The 19,129-nt window shown below is 63.4% G+C and carries 22 protein-coding genes; 10 read left to right on the plus strand and 12 right to left on the minus strand.

The annotated features are described in order from the left end of the window. The first annotated feature begins 582 nt into the window (after positions 1–582). Positions 583–1,323, plus strand: coding sequence for an adenylate/guanylate cyclase domain-containing protein (locus tag CR919_RS02985; protein WP_099818812.1), 741 nt, complete (start codon positions 583–585; stop codon positions 1,321–1,323). Here CR919_RS02985 and CR919_RS02990 read toward each other — a convergent pair. Together CR919_RS02990 and CR919_RS02995 are read right to left on the minus strand one after the other, a co-directional pair. Beyond that, the gene (locus tag CR919_RS02990; RefSeq protein WP_207761011.1) at positions 1,320–2,471 is read right to left on the minus strand and encodes an integrase; all 1,152 of its coding nucleotides are present in this window, start codon (positions 2,469–2,471) and stop codon (positions 1,320–1,322) included. The genes CR919_RS02985 and CR919_RS02990 overlap by 4 nt on opposite strands. Then, on the minus strand, positions 2,471–2,686 hold the full coding sequence (locus tag CR919_RS02995) for a hypothetical protein (RefSeq protein ID WP_099819101.1): 216 nt from the start codon (positions 2,684–2,686) through the stop codon (positions 2,471–2,473). The genes CR919_RS02990 and CR919_RS02995 overlap by 1 nt, the downstream gene beginning before the upstream one ends. Before the next feature lie 60 nt (positions 2,687–2,746). On the opposite strand from CR919_RS02995, the gene CR919_RS03000 reads away from it, so the two are divergent. The 4 genes from CR919_RS03000 (at position 2,747) to CR919_RS21010 (ending at position 5,244) form a co-directional block, all read left to right on the plus strand. After that, positions 2,747–3,151 carry a hypothetical protein gene (locus CR919_RS03000; RefSeq protein ID WP_243379875.1) on the plus strand — a complete coding sequence of 135 codons (405 nt, stop codon included), beginning with the start codon at positions 2,747–2,749 and terminating at the stop codon, positions 3,149–3,151. Further along, positions 3,141–3,374: a hypothetical protein gene (locus tag CR919_RS03005; protein WP_099818813.1), complete on the plus strand. Its 234-nt coding sequence runs from the start codon at positions 3,141–3,143 to the stop codon at positions 3,372–3,374. The genes CR919_RS03000 and CR919_RS03005 overlap by 11 nt, the downstream gene beginning before the upstream one ends. Before the next feature lie 146 nt (positions 3,375–3,520). Continuing rightward, on the plus strand, positions 3,521–4,312 hold the full coding sequence (locus tag CR919_RS03010) for a DNA adenine methylase (protein ID WP_099818814.1): 792 nt from the start codon (positions 3,521–3,523) through the stop codon (positions 4,310–4,312). Positions 4,313–4,473: 161 nt separating this feature from the next. Continuing rightward, entirely contained in the window at positions 4,474–5,244 is a 771-nt protein-coding gene (locus tag CR919_RS21010; RefSeq protein ID WP_133119584.1) for a hypothetical protein, read from the plus strand. 215 nt (positions 5,245–5,459) lie between these two features. On the opposite strand, the gene CR919_RS03020 is transcribed toward CR919_RS21010, so the two are convergent. Further along, positions 5,460–6,125, minus strand: coding sequence for an SOS response-associated peptidase (locus CR919_RS03020; protein ID WP_099818815.1), 666 nt, complete (start codon positions 6,123–6,125; stop codon positions 5,460–5,462). Between the two features lie 27 nt (positions 6,126–6,152). Here CR919_RS03020 and CR919_RS03025 point away from each other — a divergent pair, with 27 nt between their 5' ends. Both CR919_RS03025 and CR919_RS03030 read left to right on the plus strand, forming a co-directional pair. Next, positions 6,153–6,971 carry a HEPN domain-containing protein gene (locus CR919_RS03025; protein ID WP_133119585.1) on the plus strand — a complete coding sequence of 273 codons (819 nt, stop codon included), beginning with the start codon at positions 6,153–6,155 and terminating at the stop codon, positions 6,969–6,971. A 227-nt stretch (positions 6,972–7,198) separates the two neighbouring features. Then, positions 7,199–7,705 carry a hypothetical protein gene (locus tag CR919_RS03030; protein WP_099819102.1) on the plus strand — a complete coding sequence of 169 codons (507 nt, stop codon included), beginning with the start codon at positions 7,199–7,201 and terminating at the stop codon, positions 7,703–7,705. Positions 7,706–7,938: 233 nt separating this feature from the next. Here the strand turns inward: CR919_RS03030 and CR919_RS03035 are convergent, their stop codons facing one another. After that, positions 7,939–8,247: a hypothetical protein gene (locus CR919_RS03035; protein WP_099818817.1), complete on the minus strand. Its 309-nt coding sequence runs from the start codon at positions 8,245–8,247 to the stop codon at positions 7,939–7,941. An 80-nt stretch (positions 8,248–8,327) separates the two neighbouring features. Further along, positions 8,328–8,684, minus strand: coding sequence for a hypothetical protein (locus tag CR919_RS03040; RefSeq protein ID WP_099818818.1), 357 nt, complete (start codon positions 8,682–8,684; stop codon positions 8,328–8,330). 712 nt (positions 8,685–9,396) lie between these two features. On the opposite strand from CR919_RS03040, the gene CR919_RS03050 reads away from it, so the two are divergent. After that, a complete protein-coding gene (locus tag CR919_RS03050; RefSeq protein ID WP_099818820.1) occupies positions 9,397–10,242 on the plus strand; it encodes an alpha/beta hydrolase-fold protein in 846 nt (281 codons plus the stop codon). Positions 10,243–10,327: 85 nt separating this feature from the next. After that, positions 10,328–11,263, plus strand: a complete 936-nt coding sequence (locus CR919_RS03055; RefSeq protein ID WP_099818821.1) for an alpha/beta hydrolase-fold protein — start codon at positions 10,328–10,330, stop codon at positions 11,261–11,263. A gap of 102 nt (positions 11,264–11,365) precedes the next feature. On the opposite strand, the gene CR919_RS03060 is transcribed toward CR919_RS03055, so the two are convergent. Further along, on the minus strand, positions 11,366–11,788 hold the full coding sequence (locus CR919_RS03060; RefSeq protein WP_099818822.1) for a response regulator: 423 nt from the start codon (positions 11,786–11,788) through the stop codon (positions 11,366–11,368). 92 nt (positions 11,789–11,880) lie between these two features. Further along, positions 11,881–12,648, minus strand: a complete 768-nt coding sequence (locus CR919_RS03065) for a CPBP family glutamic-type intramembrane protease (RefSeq protein ID WP_099818823.1) — start codon at positions 12,646–12,648, stop codon at positions 11,881–11,883. A gap of 149 nt (positions 12,649–12,797) precedes the next feature. On the opposite strand from CR919_RS03065, the gene CR919_RS03070 reads away from it, so the two are divergent. Further along, the gene (locus tag CR919_RS03070; RefSeq protein ID WP_099818824.1) at positions 12,798–13,121 is read left to right on the plus strand and encodes a zf-TFIIB domain-containing protein; all 324 of its coding nucleotides are present in this window, start codon (positions 12,798–12,800) and stop codon (positions 13,119–13,121) included. Positions 13,122–13,127: 6 nt separating this feature from the next. Here the strand turns inward: CR919_RS03070 and CR919_RS03075 are convergent, their stop codons facing one another. The 5 genes from CR919_RS03075 to recQ form a co-directional block, all read right to left on the minus strand. Then, positions 13,128–13,640, minus strand: coding sequence for a GNAT family N-acetyltransferase (locus CR919_RS03075; protein WP_099818825.1), 513 nt, complete (start codon positions 13,638–13,640; stop codon positions 13,128–13,130). An 81-nt stretch (positions 13,641–13,721) separates the two neighbouring features. After that, a complete protein-coding gene (locus CR919_RS03080; RefSeq protein WP_099818826.1) occupies positions 13,722–14,672 on the minus strand; it encodes a copper resistance protein B in 951 nt (316 codons plus the stop codon). Beyond that, on the minus strand, positions 14,669–16,480 hold the full coding sequence (locus CR919_RS03085) for a copper resistance system multicopper oxidase (protein ID WP_099818827.1): 1,812 nt from the start codon (positions 16,478–16,480) through the stop codon (positions 14,669–14,671). The genes CR919_RS03080 and CR919_RS03085 overlap by 4 nt, the downstream gene beginning before the upstream one ends. 75 nt (positions 16,481–16,555) lie before the next feature. Continuing rightward, positions 16,556–16,942, minus strand: a complete 387-nt coding sequence (locus CR919_RS03090; protein WP_099818828.1) for a CopL family metal-binding regulatory protein — start codon at positions 16,940–16,942, stop codon at positions 16,556–16,558. A gap of 165 nt (positions 16,943–17,107) precedes the next feature. Further along, positions 17,108–18,913, minus strand: coding sequence for a DNA helicase RecQ (gene recQ, locus CR919_RS03095; RefSeq protein WP_099818829.1), 1,806 nt, complete (start codon positions 18,911–18,913; stop codon positions 17,108–17,110). Positions 18,914–19,129: the final 216 nt, after the last annotated feature.

Genomic DNA, 19,129 nt, shown 5'->3' on the forward strand with positions numbered 1-19,129 from the left:
CGTAAAACTGGCTCGTGCTGGCGTTGCATTGCATGCTCGTCGCGTCACAATTGCCATGCCATCGCGGCAACACGGAAGCGAGACATGGAGTCATCACAAAGAGCTTGGACCCATCTGCAGGTTGTGTTGGGCATCTTCCCACGGGTGGATGCGATGCTAGCCGTGGTGCTGGGGGTGGACACTGCCATGTCGGGGGTTTTTTTCGCCAAGTGGCCTGAGCCCGAGAAGGCGGGACCGTGGTTAGTGATTCTTACGGTAGTTTTCGCGCTGTTCTCGGCTCTCTCATATCTAGCCATCTACCGTGCCGCATTCCCAAATCTAGATTCAGTCGGTAGGTCGACAGTGTTTTTCGGCGACGTTGCAAATATGACGCAAGCCGAGTACGAGAATGCGCTTCTAGATGTATCCGACCGCGAATTGGCTAGGCAGATCGCGCACCAAGCCTGGAGGAACTCTTCTATCCTCACGGTAAAGTTCAAGTACCTTCGGAGGGCGTTCGGCTGGTTAATTGCGTCCGTCGCCCCGTGGGTTCTTGGCCTGCTTACAATGTCTATCGCCAACTAGTTTCTAAGGAAATCGACCATGGGATTGAAGGAAGATATCGAGGCCGAGGTCAGTAGCGTTGTCGCAATTCGTTGGAACGAACGGGACTCGGCGAGCGTCCCTTCAGCGGAGGACGTTGCTTTAGGGGCGGGCGCGGTCAACATTGATGCCGCGATGCTCTATGCCGATCTGGCCGAGTCGACAAGGATTGCGATGAGCCTCCCCCCCTGGTTGGCTGCGGAAATCGCCAAAGCATTTCTGGCAACTAGCTGCCGTATCATCCGATACCACGATGGACACATCCGCAGTTTCGACGGAGATAGGGTGATGGGCGTCTTCGTAGGGAGCGATAGTTGCATCCGCGCAGCGAAGGCCGCCCTGCAGATCAATTGGGCCGTTGTGAACGTTTTGAGGCCAGTTTTCCACCGTTACTCCACGTTTGCGAGTAGCGGAATCACTATCCGCCATGGAGTTGGAATCGATGTCGGGCAGGTTTTCGTAGCTCGGACAGGGATCCGGAGAAACAACGATCTCGTCTGGGTAGGGCGAGCGCCTAACGTGGCCGCAAAGCTGGCGTCTGTTCGAGATGGGAACTACTCGACTTACATTACCGAAGACGTCTTTATGAAGCTGGACGACTGGACTTATTACAAAAATGGAAATAGCGGTCCAGGCGGCCAGATTATGTGGGAGCAGTGGCGTTGGCCTGAGGTCCCAGTAGGTATGTATGAAATTGTTTATAGATCGGCGTGGACGTGGGTGCCGCCCGGTGGTTCCTAGTCTGTGGGGCCTGATGGCTTAACGCGGGGTACGCTCTTGTCATAAACCTTCATCATTGCATCCGTGACGCCCAACGCGTCTTGCCGGTCCCCGCGATTTCCCGCTGTGTCTGTTCCCCCCTTTCGTTTGAGGTCGTGCAGGCTAAACCGCTCCTCCGCCAAGATAGTCCCAGAACTTATTGCGAGCTGTATGAAGCGCTGCCAAGTGCTGTCTAGGCTTGTCTTCTGTAGAGGTTCGCCATGCTCTGCGAGGAACAGGTGGCGCTGATCGGCCCGTAGCTGAACCGGCAAGCTATGGCGCTCGATGATGGCTTCGCGGCGCGCGATTGCGGCATCCCACGCTTTCCGCAGCCGTGGGCTCCACTCCACCAGGTTGTCGCGGCTGCGCTTCCGGCGATTTGTGTGCAACCCGTCGACCGTGCCTTGGGCCTCTGTCAGCGTGAGAGTCTCAATACCTCGCAATCTGCAGAGGTAGCCGAGCTCCATAATCATCCACAGATAGGCCGGTACCGAACCCTCCGTCCTCGCCGTGCGCATGGACCGCTCATGCGCGAATGCCAGCAACTTCGCATAGGTTGCATCGGTAGGGAGACGCTGGCGCTTGCGTTCCTTAGCCTGTTCCAGTCCCTGCGCGGGATTGTGGTCAACGATTCCGCGATTAAGCGCCCATCGGAACACCAGGCGCGAGTAGCGCAGCACCTTGTTTGCTTTCGTGGGCGTACCTGCCGATTCGATCTTGTCGACCAGACGCTGGAAATTGTGGTTCCGCAGCTTTGTAACCTGGAGTTTGCCGAATGGCACACCAAGGTTGGTGGGATACCTGATCAGCACGTTCCGCGCGGACTCGTAATCGTCACGGGTGCCTGCTGCGAGGCCTTTGAACTTGGCGCTGTCGTGATATTGCGCGCATACCCATTCCACGGTCCCGGTGTTCTCGCCCGTCTCCATGATGCTGTGCAGTTCGGACAGCTTCGCCGCAGGCCCGGCGACGGTGCGGCGGGTCTTCTTGGGTCCGTCGATGCCCGTCGCCGTCTCCAGTACATACCATCGCCCGCGGCCGGTTGCATCCCAGTACATTCCTTTGGGAATCTTCGCCTGGTCAATGTGTGGCGGGATCGATGGATTGTGTTTTCTCGGGCGAGGTGCCATCAGATGACGTCGTTTCCATAGGTGTCGTTGGAGGCCTGCTGCAGGCCGAGGGCTGCGTTCATCGCGGCAGCGGTTGTCCAGATGCCGCCCTTGCCGTCGTACCTGTAGCGAATCCCTTCCTTGCGAGCCCACGCTTCCACAGTGGACAGGCGCGGTCGTTCGCCGGGCCGACAGAGTTCCTGCAGATCCTGAAACTGGAGAACCTCTCCGATCATCGAGCCCCCTGGCCTAAGCGTGGAGGCGGATCTATCTCGCAGGCGGCCGCGAAGGCATCGGTGAACCCCCACGCGAGATCTGCGCTTGACCGAGTCGCCGAGCTGGTTGGCAAGGGCGTCACCTGCAAGGTGCGCAAGTCGGGAGAAGAGGGGCGGCTCTATGCCCAGCAGGTCAGCAGCCCGTTGATCACCGTGCCGGCGGCCGGCGCGGAGCGAGGCAGGAACATCCTGTGCGATCGCGGCGAGCAGGCTGCCGTCGACCTGACGGTGCCTCTGTTCGCTCAGCCGCTCAAGGCCGGGGAAGTGGGGCTGGTGCTGCCGCTGGATCTGGTCGAGGTCGTTGGTGCTGATGGCACCTGGCACGGGCAGTGCGAGTCGCTGCGGATCGAGGTCTCGGCCGATGACCAGGCCGTGGTGATTGAGCAGACAGCAACCTTGGAGAGGCACTACACCGATGCGGACTGACCTGTGGGATCAATTCGGTGACCTGGTCGGAGGCAGCCCGAGGCTGATCGCCACCGTCACCGCGCACAACACTGATGGCACCAGCAGCTTGACCACCTACGACGGCGTGCAGATGCGGGCCTTCGGGCAGCTGCCGCTGGCGCTGCCCTACAACGTGTGGGTGCGTGGCGGCCGGCTGGTCGAGGCTGCGCCCAACCTCCCGCTCTACGAACTGACCGTGTAACGAAACAGGGCACTGCCCGGGTGCCGGCAAGCACCCGGGCAGTGCCGCAACACAGGTGATCTCAGCACCTGGCATTGGCCGCGTCCCTGTCGCCCTCGAGAGCGGCTGGGATTGTCGGCCTCACCCATCGCAAAACCTGAGATCCCATGACCAAGCCCATCATTTCCTGGCCGGGCGGCAAGCGCCGCCTGCTGAAGCACCTGTATCCACACTTCCCTGAGCACGACTGCTACGTGGAGGCATTCGCCGGCGGCGCCGCCTCACTGCTTATGCGCCCGTACCCGGCAGCGACGGAAGTACTCAACGACATCAACGGCGAGCTGGTCGGGCTGTATCGCTGCGTACGGCATCACCTGGATGAATTCGTGCGCATGTTCCGCTGGTCGTTGGTGTCGCGACAGATGTTCGAGTGGGCGCAGATGGAGCGCCCCGAAACCCTGACCGACATCCAGCGGGCGGCCCGCTTCTACTACCTGCAGAAGCTGGCATTCGGCGGCAAGGTGCAGGGGCAGACGTTCGGTGTGGTGACCACGGGAGGTCCGCGGCTCAACCTGCTGCGGATCGAGGAAGAGCTCAGTGCGGTGCATCTGCGCCTGGCCAACACCATCATCGAGTGTCTGCCGTGGCAGGACTGCGTGCGCCGCTATGACCGGCCGGGAACGCTGTTTTATCTGGACCCGCCGTATTGGGAGACTGAGGGCTACGGGGTGGACTTCCCCTTCAGCGAGTACGAGGCGATGGCAGAGCTGATGCGTGCCGCTGCTGGTCGATTCGTGGTCTCGATCAACGACCACCCGCAGATCCGTGAGGTGTTCGCTGGATTCGACCTGGTCCCGCTGCAGCTCGACTACTCGATTGGCGGAGGGCAGGGCCGGGGGCGCAAGTTCGGCGAGCTGATCATCAAGAGTTGGGATGATCGCCAGGCTGCGCTGTTGTAGCGGTCAGCAGAGAGATTCCAGCAGGCTCGGCGCCTTCTGGACAAACAGTCAGAGGCTGTGGTCGAGACCGATCGCGCTTCCCTTCCCTGGACCGCTGATTACCTTCATCATCTTCAGATACCGATGTGCATGCTGGCAAATCTGCGTCAAGGGAGGCGTGTGTGAAGATTTTAAAGAAGGATGCTTACGTAGTTGCGGCTGCTCCAGCTTTCGTTTTTCTCAGTGTCTATTTTTACGAGTGGGGAAGATTTAGTTTTTATAAAGTCCCTCCACTTTTTATTAGTCTTCCAACGACTAGATTGTTAATGGCTGGTGTGGCAATTGCGTTCTTCTTTGTTGTGCTTTTTAGTTTTCTGCGAGGCGTCATCAGGCGGATGCGCGGGTCCGGAAAGGTTGCCTCTGTGTTGTCTGGATACCTGGCCGCTTATCTTATATTTGGATTCCCGCTCGCATTGATATCAGTCAGCTATTTAGCTTTTCTCTCGACATTCATAATACCCGCCATCCTTGTTGCGATGAATGAGCTAACCGAATTTTTAGATGGCTCGCGGATTCAAACGGATGAAAATAATGCTGCCAATCCGAAAGATGATTCCAGCGGAGATCAGGATGCTATCGCAAGTCCTGGCTCACTAACCTTTATTTTTGTCTGGGGATTGTTCTTGATATTCTGCTTTGGGAACGGGCAGGAGCGGGTGCTTCGGGGCAATGTCTGCTTTGGAGATAAAATTGTTGTTGCGGTGTACGGCGACCAGCTTATTCTAAAGAGCTTTGATAAGAATAATGGTGAAATCACCGATCCTGTGAATTTTTACTCCGTGGAGAATGCTGAGGTTAAAGCGTGTCATCCGACAATCGTAGGAGGAGGTGGTTTTAGCGGTTGGCCATCGAAAGGTTCGGCCAAGGCTGCTGATGAAGATTCTAAAGAATGACCATGCAAGCGATGCAATGAGCTGATGCGCAGTCCTGCTGGTCGGTACGTGGTCTCGATGAGTGACCAGCCGCAGTCCAGGAGGTGGTCGGCGGGTTCGACCTGGTGCACCTGCAGCTCGACTACACGATTGGCGGTGGGCAGGGCCGGGGGCGCAAGTTCGGGGAGCTGATCATCAAGAGCTGGGATGATCGCCAGGCCGCGCTGCTCTAGGGCTCAGGCAACAGGTTCCAACAGCCCCTCGGCGTTGTTGCGAGGGGTGTTGACCGCGCGACTGACGCGGTAGGCCTCCATGGCCGGCGGCTCGCTGGCCAGGAGCGTGGCCATGGCATCGTCGGAGCCGGCTGTCAGCCAGTCATCAATCTGGCTGGCCTGCAACCAGATCGGCATGCGGTCGTGGATATCCGCCGACACGCCGCTGTTGTCGCCGGTGATGATGGTGAAGGTGCCCAAGTTGCCGTCCGGCAGCAGGGGGCTGGTGTCTTCCCACAGGCCGGCCGCCAGCAGTGGGCCCTCGGTATGGATGAACCACGGATCCTTCTTCCCGTCTTCGGGGCTCACCGACCATTCGTAGTGCCCGGCCATGGGGATGACGCAGCGGCGCTTCTTGAAGGCAGTCCTGAAGGCGTTCTTCTCGGCCACCGTCTCGATGCGTGCGTTGGTGGTCTTACCCTGCAGGCCCTTGGCCTTGGCCCATAGCGGCAGTAGGCCCCAAGCCATTCGAGTGACCTGCTGGCCTTCGCTGCGGTCGAGGATGATCGAGGCTCGCTGGGTCGGGGCCAGATTGTAGCTCGGTTCGATGCCGGCCAAGCCGGGGGCGAGGTCAGCCAAGCCGGGCTGGCCAAAGGCGGCAACTGGGAGCTGGACGAATCTGCCGCACATAGTGTTTCCTAGAGGCTGATGGCTGGCATGTCGCTGGCCGCGCTGCGCAATGAGGACTTTGCAATGGGAAAGGAATCCGCACCTTCAACGCCCGCCCACGTTCAACGTCTCATGGATAACATCGATGACGTGAGGTTGCTGGTGAAAACGCACGAGACGATCGCCGGAAAGGGTCCAGGCCGCAAGCGGGATGTGGAGGTTCTTAACAAGAGCGCGATTGTTTTTCTTGCCGCAGCTTGGGAGTCTTTTGTAGAGGATCTGCTTGCGTACGCGCTACAAGCGCTTGTTGAAAAAGGAAATGACCATAAGGTTTTTCCTGAGTATGTTTTGCAGAGCGTTGGCAGTAAACACAACGGCATTAAGGCTTGGGCTCTCGCTGGTTCAGGGTGGCGCGACGCTATGAGTGACAACATGAAAGCTGTGCTGGCCTCCACAACTGGTACCTTTAATACGCCGAAGTCCGTGAAGATCGATGAGTTGTTTAAAAAGGTTTTGGGCATGGAGTCTGTGTCTTCTGCCTGGAAGTGGCACAGGACCGACTCTGATGCAGCGATGTCTAGGCTCGATTCTTACATCACACTTCGGGGTGACATCGCGCATCGAGTTCAGGTGGAGAAATCTGTCCATAAGAAAACCGTGCTTGATTTTGCTGATTTGGTAATTCGACTATCAACACTGACGAATAACGCCGTTTATGCGTACGTTGGTGAGCGGTTGGGACGGGAGTGGCTTGACGGTGGCGTGGTACTCGAATTTGTACCTCGACCAAAGCCCAAGGCTAAGAAAGCTTCGACAGCTGTGGAGGAGGTCAAGGCTCTTCTTAAAACAGACGCTGACTCTGATTAACATCAGTTGCTGAAGATTCTTAAGGGCCAGATGGTCCCGAGAAATGCCTGTTTTGGGTCGGGGCATTCCGTCCTGACCCAGATGCCCAATAGCTGTGTACACCGGGCGGCAGCCCTTGGCTGGCCATATGTGCCAAGGCCGGCTCGGCCGAGCCCAAATGTCTGACGCGGATCGAGATGCTAGGCCCGTTCGCAGGATCTGCGACGGCCGCGCGTATGCTCCTCGCCATGCTTCCCTCGCTCGGCTACCAAGGCTTCCGCACTGCCCCCATCCCGTCTGGCTGGGTCCAGATGGGTGAGCGCTGGGCGCTGTGGTGGAACGGGCGCGAGGTGGCCAGCGTCACCCCGAGCCGCGAGGGTGGCTACCGCCTGCACATGAACGCCCTGAAGATGTGGCAGACCAAGAACGCCCCGGTCGCCAGCATCCGGCAGGGCAAGCGCTTCGCCGAGCGCTGGTGCGCCGCCAGGCTGTTCCCGGATCTGCCGCTGCGAGAGGCGGTTGTCCTCCTGACCGACAACACCCCCATCATGCCGGCTGACCCGCTGCCCGGACTGCCCCCGACCCGCGAGCAACAGCAGCAGGCGCAGCGGCTGGACGAGGCGGCTGCTGCCGCGTCCGCCCAGGTGATGGCGGCGCTGCAGCCGATCCGGCCGCCGGCGGAGACCAAGCCCAGGGCGACGGATCCGAGGAAGGGTCGGTTGAGTGCGAGCGGGCGGCAGCACCCTCGCGTCTGACGGCTTTGCTTCCAGAAAACTCCGGATAGCCCCCTTATGCCGCAATGGCTCAGGCGGTCGGCTTCCAGAAATCAATTCAATGCAAGTCTTTGATTCGTGTCCAGAGTCAGGCAACCTTTTAATCTTTTGGTCGATGGTTCGAATCCATCACGGCCCACCATTGCAGACAATGACCTCGGTCATCCAGAAAGGCACCGCTGAGCGGTGCCTTTTTTGTTGCAGAACCTGAGCTCCTACTTGGACGTCGCGCCCTGGGAACGGGCCGCCTCGCGGTCTGCCTCGACCTTGGCGGCAGCCTTCGCAGCACGCTCCACTGCGGCACGTTCAGCGTCGAACCGGGCCTGCCGCTGGGCGCTGTAATTGCGCTCCAGTTCCAGCGAGGCAATGAAGCTGTCGGGGTGCTTGGCGGCGCACGCCTGCTGCACCAATTGCACGGCATGGTCGGACAGGCCGGGTTGGATGTTGCCGAGCAGGCAGTCGGCGTACGGTACGGGCGCAGCCGGGCTTGCGGCCAGCGCGGCAATGATCATGGCATTCAACATGCGAACCTCCTTGTGTCAGTGTCGATGGAACTCGGGACGAACCCGGCCCGAGTATGGGCCGGATTGTGGTGCAGGTGTTCCTACTCAGGCCGGATATCCCGGCACACCAGCTCCGCCAGTCCCCGGCAGGCGAAGAACAGTCCTTCGACCACGCCGTCATCCAGATGCCGGTCCGGCGTTGCCATCGATCGGCAGCGATCGGCGGCGTGCAGCATCTCTGCCACGGTCAGCATGCCGACGGCGGCCCGCTCCACGCGTGTCAGTGCCCCCCTGCGCCCTGCGGGAAGGCCTGCATCAGGCCAGGGCTGGCCGTCTGCACCTTCGCCCGCTCGGATGCGTTCGAGGCAGCCCAGGAAGGTGCTCAGTTCGGGTATGGGGTTGTCATCGTCGTCGTTGATGCTGGCGGCATATGAGGCATAGGACGGACGTTCAGTCATCTCGGCTTCCTCGGCTCTGGGATGGGAATGCCACCGCGCAGAGCGGGTGGCGGACGGTGCGTGGCTGCAAGCCGGGATGATTAGAGCCATTGACCGGCGGGCACGAAGGCCCCCACGCACCGCCCGCCATAAAGGCCGACGGATTACCCGCCGGCACCATTGAAAAATGATGCCGGCGGGCAAGCGTAAACAACGGCTCGAAAATCATCACGGGCTTGCAGGCCCGGTGCCACCCGTTGTCGGTGGCGCTGCATGGTGTTTACGCCTGCGCTTGGATTTCAATCAGAAATTTCCGGAAGGACATGCGGAATCCAGACGCGCGACGATGGTGGCGCAGGCCTGTCATGCGCAGCAAGCGTCAGTACACGACGCATTCGTTTCCGCGCGTGGTCGATCACGTTGAAGAATGCCGCAAACCGCATATGGCGGCGCATCTGTCGTGATCCAGCACGTGTAAAGCTGGCTTCGCTTTCGCCGTCAATGTTCGCTGTGCGTTGCTGTTTACCCCCCGCATTTCGGTGCAGGTGCGACGGTAGAGGCGTCCTTGGCGGTTCAAACGCGACACGTGGCGGTGCACGCGCGGTATGGGGGCCGTACCCGGGCGTGAGTCACGGCAAGTCATCCACGCATGGCGTGGATCTACGCATCTGGCAGGCGCCACTGCTCGCGTCCTGGCGTTATGCTCGGCGTCTTTCCCAGGATGGGGCGCCCCATGCGTTTGATCGTACTGTCGCTGTTGTTGTCCGCTGTCTCCGCCGCGCCGCTGATGGCCGCCGAACCGGCGTCGCAGCCGGCGGTCGCTTCGCCGCTGGCCATCGGCGAAACCTTCACCATCGAATCGAAGGCACTGGGCGAAACCCGTCGCATCAACGTCTATCGCCCGCAGCCGTGGGGCCTGGACCCGAAGACGCCGCTGCCGGTGCTGTACATGCCCGACGGCGGCCTCGGCGAGGACTTCCTGCATGTGGCGGGGTTGGTGCAGGTGCTGACCGGCAATGGCAGCATGCGTCCGTTCCTGCTGGTCGGTATCGAAAATACCGAACGCCGCCGGGACATGACCGGCCCCAGCAAGGTGGCGGAGGATCGCAAGATCGCGCCACGCATTGGTGGCTCAGCGGCGTACCGTGATTTCCTGCGTGATGAACTGATGCCGCAGGTGCGCCAGCGCTACCCGACCACCGACGAGCGCGCGCTGATCGGCGAATCGCTGGCGGGCCTGTTCGTGGTCGAGACGCTGCTGCAGGAACCGACCTTGTTCAACAGTTACATCGCGCTGGATCCCAGTCTGTGGTGGAACCGCAGCGCTTTGCTGTCTGGCGCAGGCAAGCAGTTGCCGTCAGTTGCCCGCAGTGGCGCGCGACTGTTCCTGGCCAGCAGTGGTCAGCCGGAACTGGCCGCGTCGAGCGCGCGCTTGGCGGCGGAGCTGCAGCAGGCATCACCGGCAACGCTGGTGAAATACCAGCCGCTGCCGAAAGAGACCCACGCGACGATCTACCACCCGGCGGCGCTGCAGGCCCTGCCCACGCTGTTCCCGGCACCGCCGCCGGCCTCGCCCTGAGAGTGGCTTGGCGTGCGGCAACGCGGCGTGTGAGGATGCGGTAGCGGCGCCATCTGGGTGCGCCGCCCGCAACAGGAGAGCGCGGATGCAGCGTGTGCGTGGATGGAGTGTGCTGGCCTGCTTGGCCCTGGCAGGTTGCGCGATGTCGGTGGCGCCGCCGGCATCGCAGAATGAAGCCAGGGAAAGCGCGACGGCCGTGCCAGGCGTTGTGCTGCCCGATACCGAATCACTGCGCGTGCATGACCCGATAGGGCGCGACTATGCCCTGTGGGTGGCGTTGCCTGCCGGCTACGCGGCGCAGCCGCAGAAGCGCTATCCGGTGCTGTACGTGACCGATGCGCTGTACAGCTTCCCGTTGGTGCGCAGCGTGCGCAACCTGGTGGGGCAGCAGGGCGTCAACATCGAGGATTTCATCCTGGTCGGGTTGCCGCCGCAGGAAGGCCTGACGTCCAAGCAGAGCCGCTCGCGCGATTACACGCCCAGCAACCCGGTGCGTACGCCAGCCGGCTACTACAGCGATGATGTTACCTACGGTGGTGCCGCGCACTATCGCGACTTTGTGGCTGCGCAGGTGTTGCCGATGGTCGATGCGCGCTACCGTACCGATCCGGCCCGGCGCGTGTTCGCGGGGCATTCCTATGGCGCGCTGTTTGGTGCTTACGTGCTGACGACCCAGCCGGACATGTTCAGCACCTACATTCTGTCCAGCCCGTCGCTGTGGTTCGACCAGCGTCTGTTGCCGCGCATGCAGGACGCCGCCGTCATCCCGGCGCAGCCGACCCGCGTGCTGTTGTCAGTGGGCAGCTACGAGACGGTCAAGGAAGGGCCGCGCTACTCCACCGGCAACGACATGCTGCGGCAGGCCGCCGACTTTACTGCCCAGCTGCAGCGCGGTGGCCGCAAGCTGCAGGTGGAGAACATCGTGATTGATGGCGAAGACCATCTCACTGTGTATCCGCGGGTGATCACCCGTGCGCTGCTGCAGGTACTTCCGGGCGAAGGACCGTATACCGGCGGTTGACGGCCGGCGCCATCCACGCATGGCGTGGATCTACTGGCAGCATTTTCCGTTGCCGCAACGGTGCGCATCGCAGTAGATCCACGCCATGCGTGGATGAACGTCTCACGCTGCCTGTGCATCCGCCCCGGTCAACACGCCGACATCCGCATGGCGGAAGCACAACCGGATCGCATCCAGCAGCTCGCTCATGTTGTAGGGCTTGGGCAGGAAGTGGATGCCGTCCTGCAGCTGCGGCAGCACAGCGTGCTGGTCCATGCCCGAGGTCACCAGGATCGGCAGCTCGGGATACAGGCTGCGCACGCGGTTGGCGGCCTCGATGCCACTGACCGGGCCGAGATTGACGTCGGTGAACATCAGGTCGAAGCGCTCTCCCGCCGCCAGCAGGCCCAGTGCGGCTTCGGCGCTGCTCACGCCTGCGACGTGGCAGGCCTGGCTCTCCAGCGCCATCCGGCTCAGTTCACGGGTTTCCTCGGCGTCTTCGATCAACAGGACGCGTGGTTCAACGTGGCGCTTGGACAGCAGCATGACGCAACAACTCCGGACGGCAGGGCATGGAAGGCGCGCAAGTATGCGCAAGCCCCCAGTGAGCCCCGTGTGCAGGATCGGCTAAGTAGGCGTTACAGCGGATTGCTGCGCTGGCGGCGGACGTGCCAGGCCAGTGCCGCAACCGCCAGCAGTGCAGTGCCGATGCGCAGGCTGGTGGCCTGCCAGCCCAATGCAACTGTGTCGTCGAGGCTGAACACATTCCAGGCCAGGTTCATCGACACGTGCAGCACCAGACCGCACCACAGGGTGTCGCCGTCCAGATGGTTCAGCCAGGCGAAGATGAATCCGCCGAAGGCGATGACCGCGCCGACGAACAGGGCGGTGCCGCCGCCGTCGACGCCGCCGAACCCGAGCCAATGCACCCAGCCGAACAGCAGGGCCTGCGGCAGTGCGAGCAACGGCCAGGGGCCGCGCACGATCTTCACAAACAGCACGAAGCCGAGGCCGCGGAACAGCACTTCTTCGGCGAACGGGAACAGCACGGCCAGCATCCTGGCGTCCAGCGTCGTCAGCGCCGTGTTGGGCGTCCCCAGCAGGGCCAGCCCCAGCCAGCACGGCAGGCTGGCCAGCAGCACCCACAACGGGCCACGCATGCCGTTTCCGCGCAGGCCGAGGCTGGCCAGCAGGCCCACTCCGCGGGGGCGCAGCAGCGTGGCCAGCAGCAGTGCGACCAGCACCGCCAGCGCGTTGTCCAGCAGGCTGCCACCGTAGGGCATGGGCAGGGCGGTAATCGGAGCTCCCAGCGCGGCACTGATGTCACGCACGTTCAGGCCGAGGCCAACGCCCAGCAGCACCAGCAACAGGCGCATGCCGGTGGGAATCGAGTCGCTGGCAGTCATCTGCATTCCTTGCAGCGGGGGAGCGGGCAGTCTGCAGGGCGGGGGACGCGGCGGCACGCGCCGGAAGTCCCTGTGCCATCGGTCATGCGTTGCCGCACAGTCATCCGCACGCAGGTACAGTCGAGGCCAGACCGACAGGAGCAATGCGAATGCTGTGCCCCGTGTGCAAGACCCAGACCCTGCAGATGGCCGAGCGCCATGGCATCGAGATCGACTACTGCCCGAGCTGCCGTGGTGTATGGCTGGATCGTGGCGAACTGGACAAGATCATCGAACGCGCCACCGACGGTGCAGGTGCCGCCATGCCGTCGCCAGGGCCCGCGGCGGTGCAACCGCAGGCCGCACCGCCGCCGGTGATGCACCGCGATACCCGTCATCTCGGCCAGCGCCATGATGACAACCGTGGCCAGTACAGCCAGGGCTACAAGAAAAAGAAGAAGGAGAGCTTCCTCTCCGAGCTGTTCGATTTCTGAGGTCGCTCAGGGTCGGCGCAGGATGAATTCGCGGTCGCGGCTGTCGCCGACGATGAAGTCGTACTCGCCTGCCTTGCTGCAGCCGTAGCGCGCGTAGAAGCGCTGGGCGCCGAAGTTCTCTTCCCACACGCCCACCCACAGGGTGCGGCGCTGTGGCTGGTCCAGCCAGGCCATGAAGGCATCCATCAGGCGCGCGCCGTGGCCGCCGTTCTGGTGGCTGGCCAAGATGTACAGGCGTTTGAGTTCGATGTCGCCATCGCGCGCGTCCGCATGCGGCAGGGTGTTGGCACCGGCGGCCAGATAGCCCACCACCGTTTCACCCTCCAGCAACAGCCACACCGCGCTGCGCGGGTCCGACAGTTCCGCTCGCTGTGGCTCGGCGCCGTAGTGATCCTGCAGGAAGCGGTGCAGGTCCTGCGGCGGATAGGAATCGCCCCAGGTTTCGGTATAGGTGGCAATGGCGATCGCCGACAGGGCGTCGACGTCGGCCAGGGTAGCGCGGCGGATATGCAACGACATGGTGCAGCCTGCAATGGAACGTGCGGCAGTGTAGCCGGCCCCGGCGGTTGCCGGGGCTGGCTGCTGCTCATGATCGGCTGCTCAGAACCACATGCGGATGCCGGCGACCCAGCGCGTATCGCGTGCATGGTCGCCTGCATAGTCGGCGGTATCGCCGAAGGCGCGCTCGCGGCTGATGCCGATGTACGGCGCGAATCGGCGGTTGAGCTCGTAGCGCAGGCGCAGGCCGGCTTCGACCTTGTTGAGGCCGCGGCCGATGCCGTACTCGGGTTCATCCTTGCTGGCCACGGTCGCTTCCAGCAGGGGCTGCAGGATCAACCGGTTGGTCAACAACACGTCGTATTCGATCTCGGCCTTGGCCATCAGCTGGCCACCGGAGCCGGCATATAGCGTGGCCGAGCTTTCGAACTTGTACGGTGCCAGCCCCTGGATGCCGATCGCCGCCCAGGTGCGTGAGTCGGCGGGGCGGAAGTCCTGGCGTACGCCGACCAGCACGTCCCACCACGGCGAAATGGCACGCCCGTAGAGTGCTTCCACGCCTGATGATTCCGTGCGGCCTTCACTGCGTTCGCCATCGGTGCGCAGCCACAGGCGGTTGATGTTGCCGCCGATCCAGCCACTGGCCTCCCAGGCCTGGCCGTTGCCGTTCTTTCCATCCCAGTGTTCCAGGCGATCAATCAGCAACAAACTGTTGATCTCCGGGGCGTGCTCCATCGCACCATGCGCGATGGGTGGGAACGCGGCTGCACGATCGGCATCGGTGGGGACCGGGATCGGCTCGCGTGGCTCGGTCGGCGCGGGCGTGCCGTGGCCCATTGTCGAATGATCCATCGCACCATGGTCCATCGTTGAATGGTCCATCGCACTGTGGTCCATCTTCGAATGATCCACGTCGGCAGCCGCCGCTGGCGTGGTATCGGCAGCAGGCGAGGGCGCTGTCATGTCATGACCGCCATGGGACTGCGCGAACGCGGGCAGCGCGGCCAACAGGCCGAGGGTCAACAGGCTCGGAGCAAGCAGGGAGCGGCTCATTCTTCGATCCTCACTTCGCGCATCATGCCGGCTTCCATGTGGTACAGCAGATGGCAGTGGTAGGCCCAGCGACCGAGTGCATCGGCGCGCACGCGATAGGTGCGGCGCGTGCCGGGTGGCATGTCGATGGTGTGCTTGCGCACCTGGAATTCACCCTGCGCGTTTTCCAGGTCGCTCCACACGCCATGCAGGTGGATCGGGTGCTGCATCATGGTGTCGTTGACCAGCACGATGCGCATGCGCTCGCCGTAGTTCAGGCGCAGCGGCTCGGCACCGGCGAAGGGAATGCCGTCGAACGACCAGGAGAACTTCTCCATGTGGCCGGTCAGGTGCAGCTCGATTTCGCGACCGGGCTCGCGGCCGTCGGGGTCGTCGAACAGGCTGCGCATCGCACCATAGGTGAGCACCTGGCGGCCGTTGTCGCGCAGACCGATGCCGGGGTCGTCCAGTTTCGGCTCGGTGGCCGAGCTCTGCATGTCCACCAGCGGGTTGTTGCGCTCGCTGGCCGGGTGCTTTGGCGCCTTGCTGGCGGTATCGCCGCCACCATGCGCACCGTGACCCAGGCTGGCGCCGCAGCCGCCTTCCATGCCCTTCATTGCTGCCATGTCGTGGTCACCATGGCCCCCGCTGCCCATGTCATGACCCATGTCGCTCATCGTCAGCAACGGGCGCGGGTCGCGCGCGGGAATCGGTGCCTGCAGGCCATGGCGCACGGCGAGGGTGCCGGCGGCATAGCCGGTGCGGCCCATGTCCTGGCAGAAGAGGGTGAAGGCATCCTGGCCGCTGGGTTCAACCAGTACGTCGTAGGTTTCGGCCGGGGCGATGCGGAACTCGTCGATGCTGACCGGATGGATGTACTGGCCGTCGGCGGCGACGACGGTCATCTTCAGGCCGGGGATGCGCACGTCGAAGTAGGTCATCGACGCGCCATTGATGAAGCGCAGCAGCACCTTTTCGCCACTGCGGAACAGCCCGGTCCAGTTGCCGGCCGGCGCCGTGCCGTTCATCAGGTAGGTGTAGGTGTGCGCGTTGATGTCGGAGATGTCGCTGGGCGTCATCCGCATCCGGCCCCACATGCCGCGGTCGGACAGCGCGGCCGACCAGCCATCGCGACGGGCGTCGCGCAGGAAGTCGGGCAGGGTGCGCTTGTAGTAGTTGTCGTGCTCGGCGAGCTTTTTCATGCGCCGGAACAGCGCGCCCGGATCCATGTCGGTCCAGTCGGACAGCATGATCACGTGCTCGCGGTCATGCCGGTAGGGCGCCGGTTCGGCCGGGTCGATGATCAGCGCACCGTACAGCCCTGCCTGTTCCTGGAACAGCGAATGGCTGTGATACCAGTAGGTGCCGGACTGCTTGAGATCGAAGTGGTAGTGGTAGGTCTCGCCCGGGCCGATGCCGTTGAAGCTCAGGCCGGGCACGCCATCCATGTTGGCCGGCAGCAGGATGCCGTGCCAGTGGATGGAGGTGGGGTGCTGGCCGAGCGTGTTGCGCACGAACAGGTCCACGGTCTGGCCTTCGCGCCAGCGCAGGATCGGTGCCGGCAGCGAGCCGTTGACGGTGATCGCCGGGCGGGTGCGGCCGGTGAAGTTGGCCAGCGACTCGCCGATGGCCAGTTCGACGCGGGTATCGCTGATGACTGCCGGCGCGCCGGCCAGGCGTGGCGCGGCAGAGGCGGCGGCGAGCGCATGCTGCGGGACGCCGGCCGCGGCGATGCCGGCAACCACGCCGCCAGCGGCGATGCCCTGTACGAAAAGACGGCGCGACGGCATGGGCACAGCGCCCGGGCCGGGAGGAATACGGGTACTCATGGTGGTGACTCCAAACACGGAAAGACGCCAGCGCAAGGCCGGCTTCAGTGCGCAGCGCGCACGAGGCGTGTTGGATCAGCCGATGGGAGGGCGTGAGATCGGCGGCAGCGGCGGTGCCGGGCGGCCGTTGGCAGGCATCGGCTGGGGGGTCAAGGAGAGACCGGGACCCGTCAGGAACGGCAGTGCCTGCACCGCCAGCAGCGGGTGCTGGGCGCAGCTGCGCACGCAGTCCTTGATCTGGCAGTGCGCGTCATGGGCAGGGGCCTTGGCTTGCGGCGCCTCGTCGGCGGTCATGCCGGCGTGGTGGTGGCAGTCCGCGTCGCCCTCATTGGTCATGTGTGAGGTCATCGCATGGGCCATGCGACCCATGTCCTCGTGTCCGCTGGCCATGGCCGCGTTCAGCCCGTTGAGCAACAGGCTGAGCATGAGCACGACACGGAGCAGGGTCGAGGCGAGGGACATGGCGTCAATTTAGCCGCAAGCGGGGCCGGATGCACTTCATGCTGAATGGTGTGTTCAAGGTTGGACCCGCACCAATGTAGTGCCGAGCCCATGCTCGGCTGCTTCTGCGGCAAAGGCAGCCGAGCGTGGGCTCGGCTCTACAGGGGCCGCAGCGCACGGTTGGCGCTACCCTTCCTCGCGCACGATCTCCACCAACCTCGGGCCATAGCGGCTGAGCTTGGTGCCGCCGATGCCGCCCACCCGGGCCAGTTCGTCCAGCGAGGTCGGGCGCTGTTCGGCGATGTTGCGCAGGGTGCTGTCGTGGAAGATCACGAAGGCCGGTACGTTCTGCTCGCGCGCCAGCTCGGCACGCAGGCCACGCAGGGCGTTGAACAGGGCCAGGTCCTGTGGCAGCACCGACAGGCCGGTGCGCTGCGCGCTGCGTTCGCGACCGGTGCTGGCACTGACCGCATCACGGCGCATGCTGATCTGGCGGCGACCGGTCAGCACGTCGCGGCTGGCATCGGTCAGGCGCAGGCCGCCATGGCCCTCGCTGTCCACTTCCAGCAGGCTGGCAGCCACCAGCTGGCGGAACACGCTGCGCCAGGTGCGCGCATCGAGGTCGCGGCCGATGGCGTAGGTGCTCAGCTTGTCGTGGCCCTGCTGCTTGACCTTCTCGTTCTCGCTGCCACGCAGGACGTCGATCAGGTGGCCGACGCCGAAGCGTTGGCCACTGCGGTACACACAGCTCAAGGCCTTCTGCGCGGGGATGGTGGCATCCCAGGCCGCAGGCGGGGTCAGGCAGTTGTCGCAGTTGCCGCAGGGCTTGGGATAGGTTTCACCGAAACCGGCCAACAGTACCTGGCGGCGGCACTGCATCGATTCGCAGTAGCCCAGCAGGTGGTCGAGCTTGGACCGCTCGAGCTGCTTGCGCTCCTCGCTGGCCTCGGACTGCTCGATCATCTGCTTGAGCAGCACCACATCGCCCAGCCCATAGCAAAGCCAGGCCTCGGCGGCTTCGCCATCGCGGCCGGCGCGGCCAGTCTCCTGGTAATAGCCTTCCATCGACTTGGGCAGGTCGGTGTGGGCGACGAAGCGCACGTCCGGCTTGTCGATGCCCATGCCGAAGGCGATGGTCGCGCACATCACAATGCCGTCTTCGCGCAGGAACCGACGCTGGTTGTTGGCACGCACTTCCGAGGGCAGGCCGGCGTGGTAGGGCAGGGCGTTGAAACCCTGCGTGCACAGGAACTCGGCGGTTTCCTCCACCTTGCGCCGTGACATGCAGTAGACGATGCCGGCCTCGCTGCGATGGCTGCGCAGGAAATCGCTCAGCTGCTTGCGGGCGTTGTCCTTCTGCACCACGGTGTAGCGGATGTTGGGGCGGTCGAAGGAGCTGACGAAGTGACGGGCCTCGGCCAGGTCCAGGCGCTCGGCGATCTCGCGCTGGGTCGGCGGGTCGGCGGTAGCGGTCAGGGCGATCCGCGGAATCTCCGGCCAGCGCTCGTGCAGGACGGTCAGCTGCCGGTATTCGGGGCGGAAGTCGTGGCCCCATTGCGACACGCAATGGGCTTCGTCGATGGCGAACAGGGCGATCCGGCTGCGCGACAGCAGCGACAGGAAGCGGCCGGTCAGCAGGCGCTCGGGAGCGACATAGAGCATGTCGAGCTCGCCGGCGAGCAGTTCGCGTTCGACCCGGGCGGCCGTTTCGGCGTCCAGGGTCGAGTTCAGGAATTCGGCGCGCACGCCGAGCTGGCGCAGGGCTTCGACCTGGTCCTGCATCAGCGCGATCAGCGGCGAGATGACGATGCCACAGCCGTCACGCAGCAGGGCGGGCACCTGGTAGCACAGCGACTTGCCGCCACCGGTAGGCATCAGCACCAGGGCATCGTGACCGGCAGCCACATGCTCCACGATGTCCTGCTGCGGACCACGGAAATCGTCGTAACCAAAGACGCGGCGGAGCAGGTCGTGCGCGGGACGGGAAGCCATCCGGCTAGTTTACCCCGGCGGGGAGTCGGCAGGGCTGCGCCCTGCACCTGCCATGAGCCAGAGCAACGTCGACGTCAACGTCAAAGGCAACAGCTGGCTCTGGGGTGATCCGTGGTTTGGCGGGGCGGTGTCGGATTGCGGGGACGCCGCAAGTACGTCCCTGTAGGCTTGGCCGCGGCATCCATGCCGCGGACACCCCGCAATCCGACACCGCCC

This window comes from Stenotrophomonas sp. LMG 10879 (assembly GCF_002750935.1).
In the GTDB taxonomy this organism is placed as follows: domain Bacteria; phylum Pseudomonadota; class Gammaproteobacteria; order Xanthomonadales; family Xanthomonadaceae; genus Stenotrophomonas; species Stenotrophomonas lactitubi_B.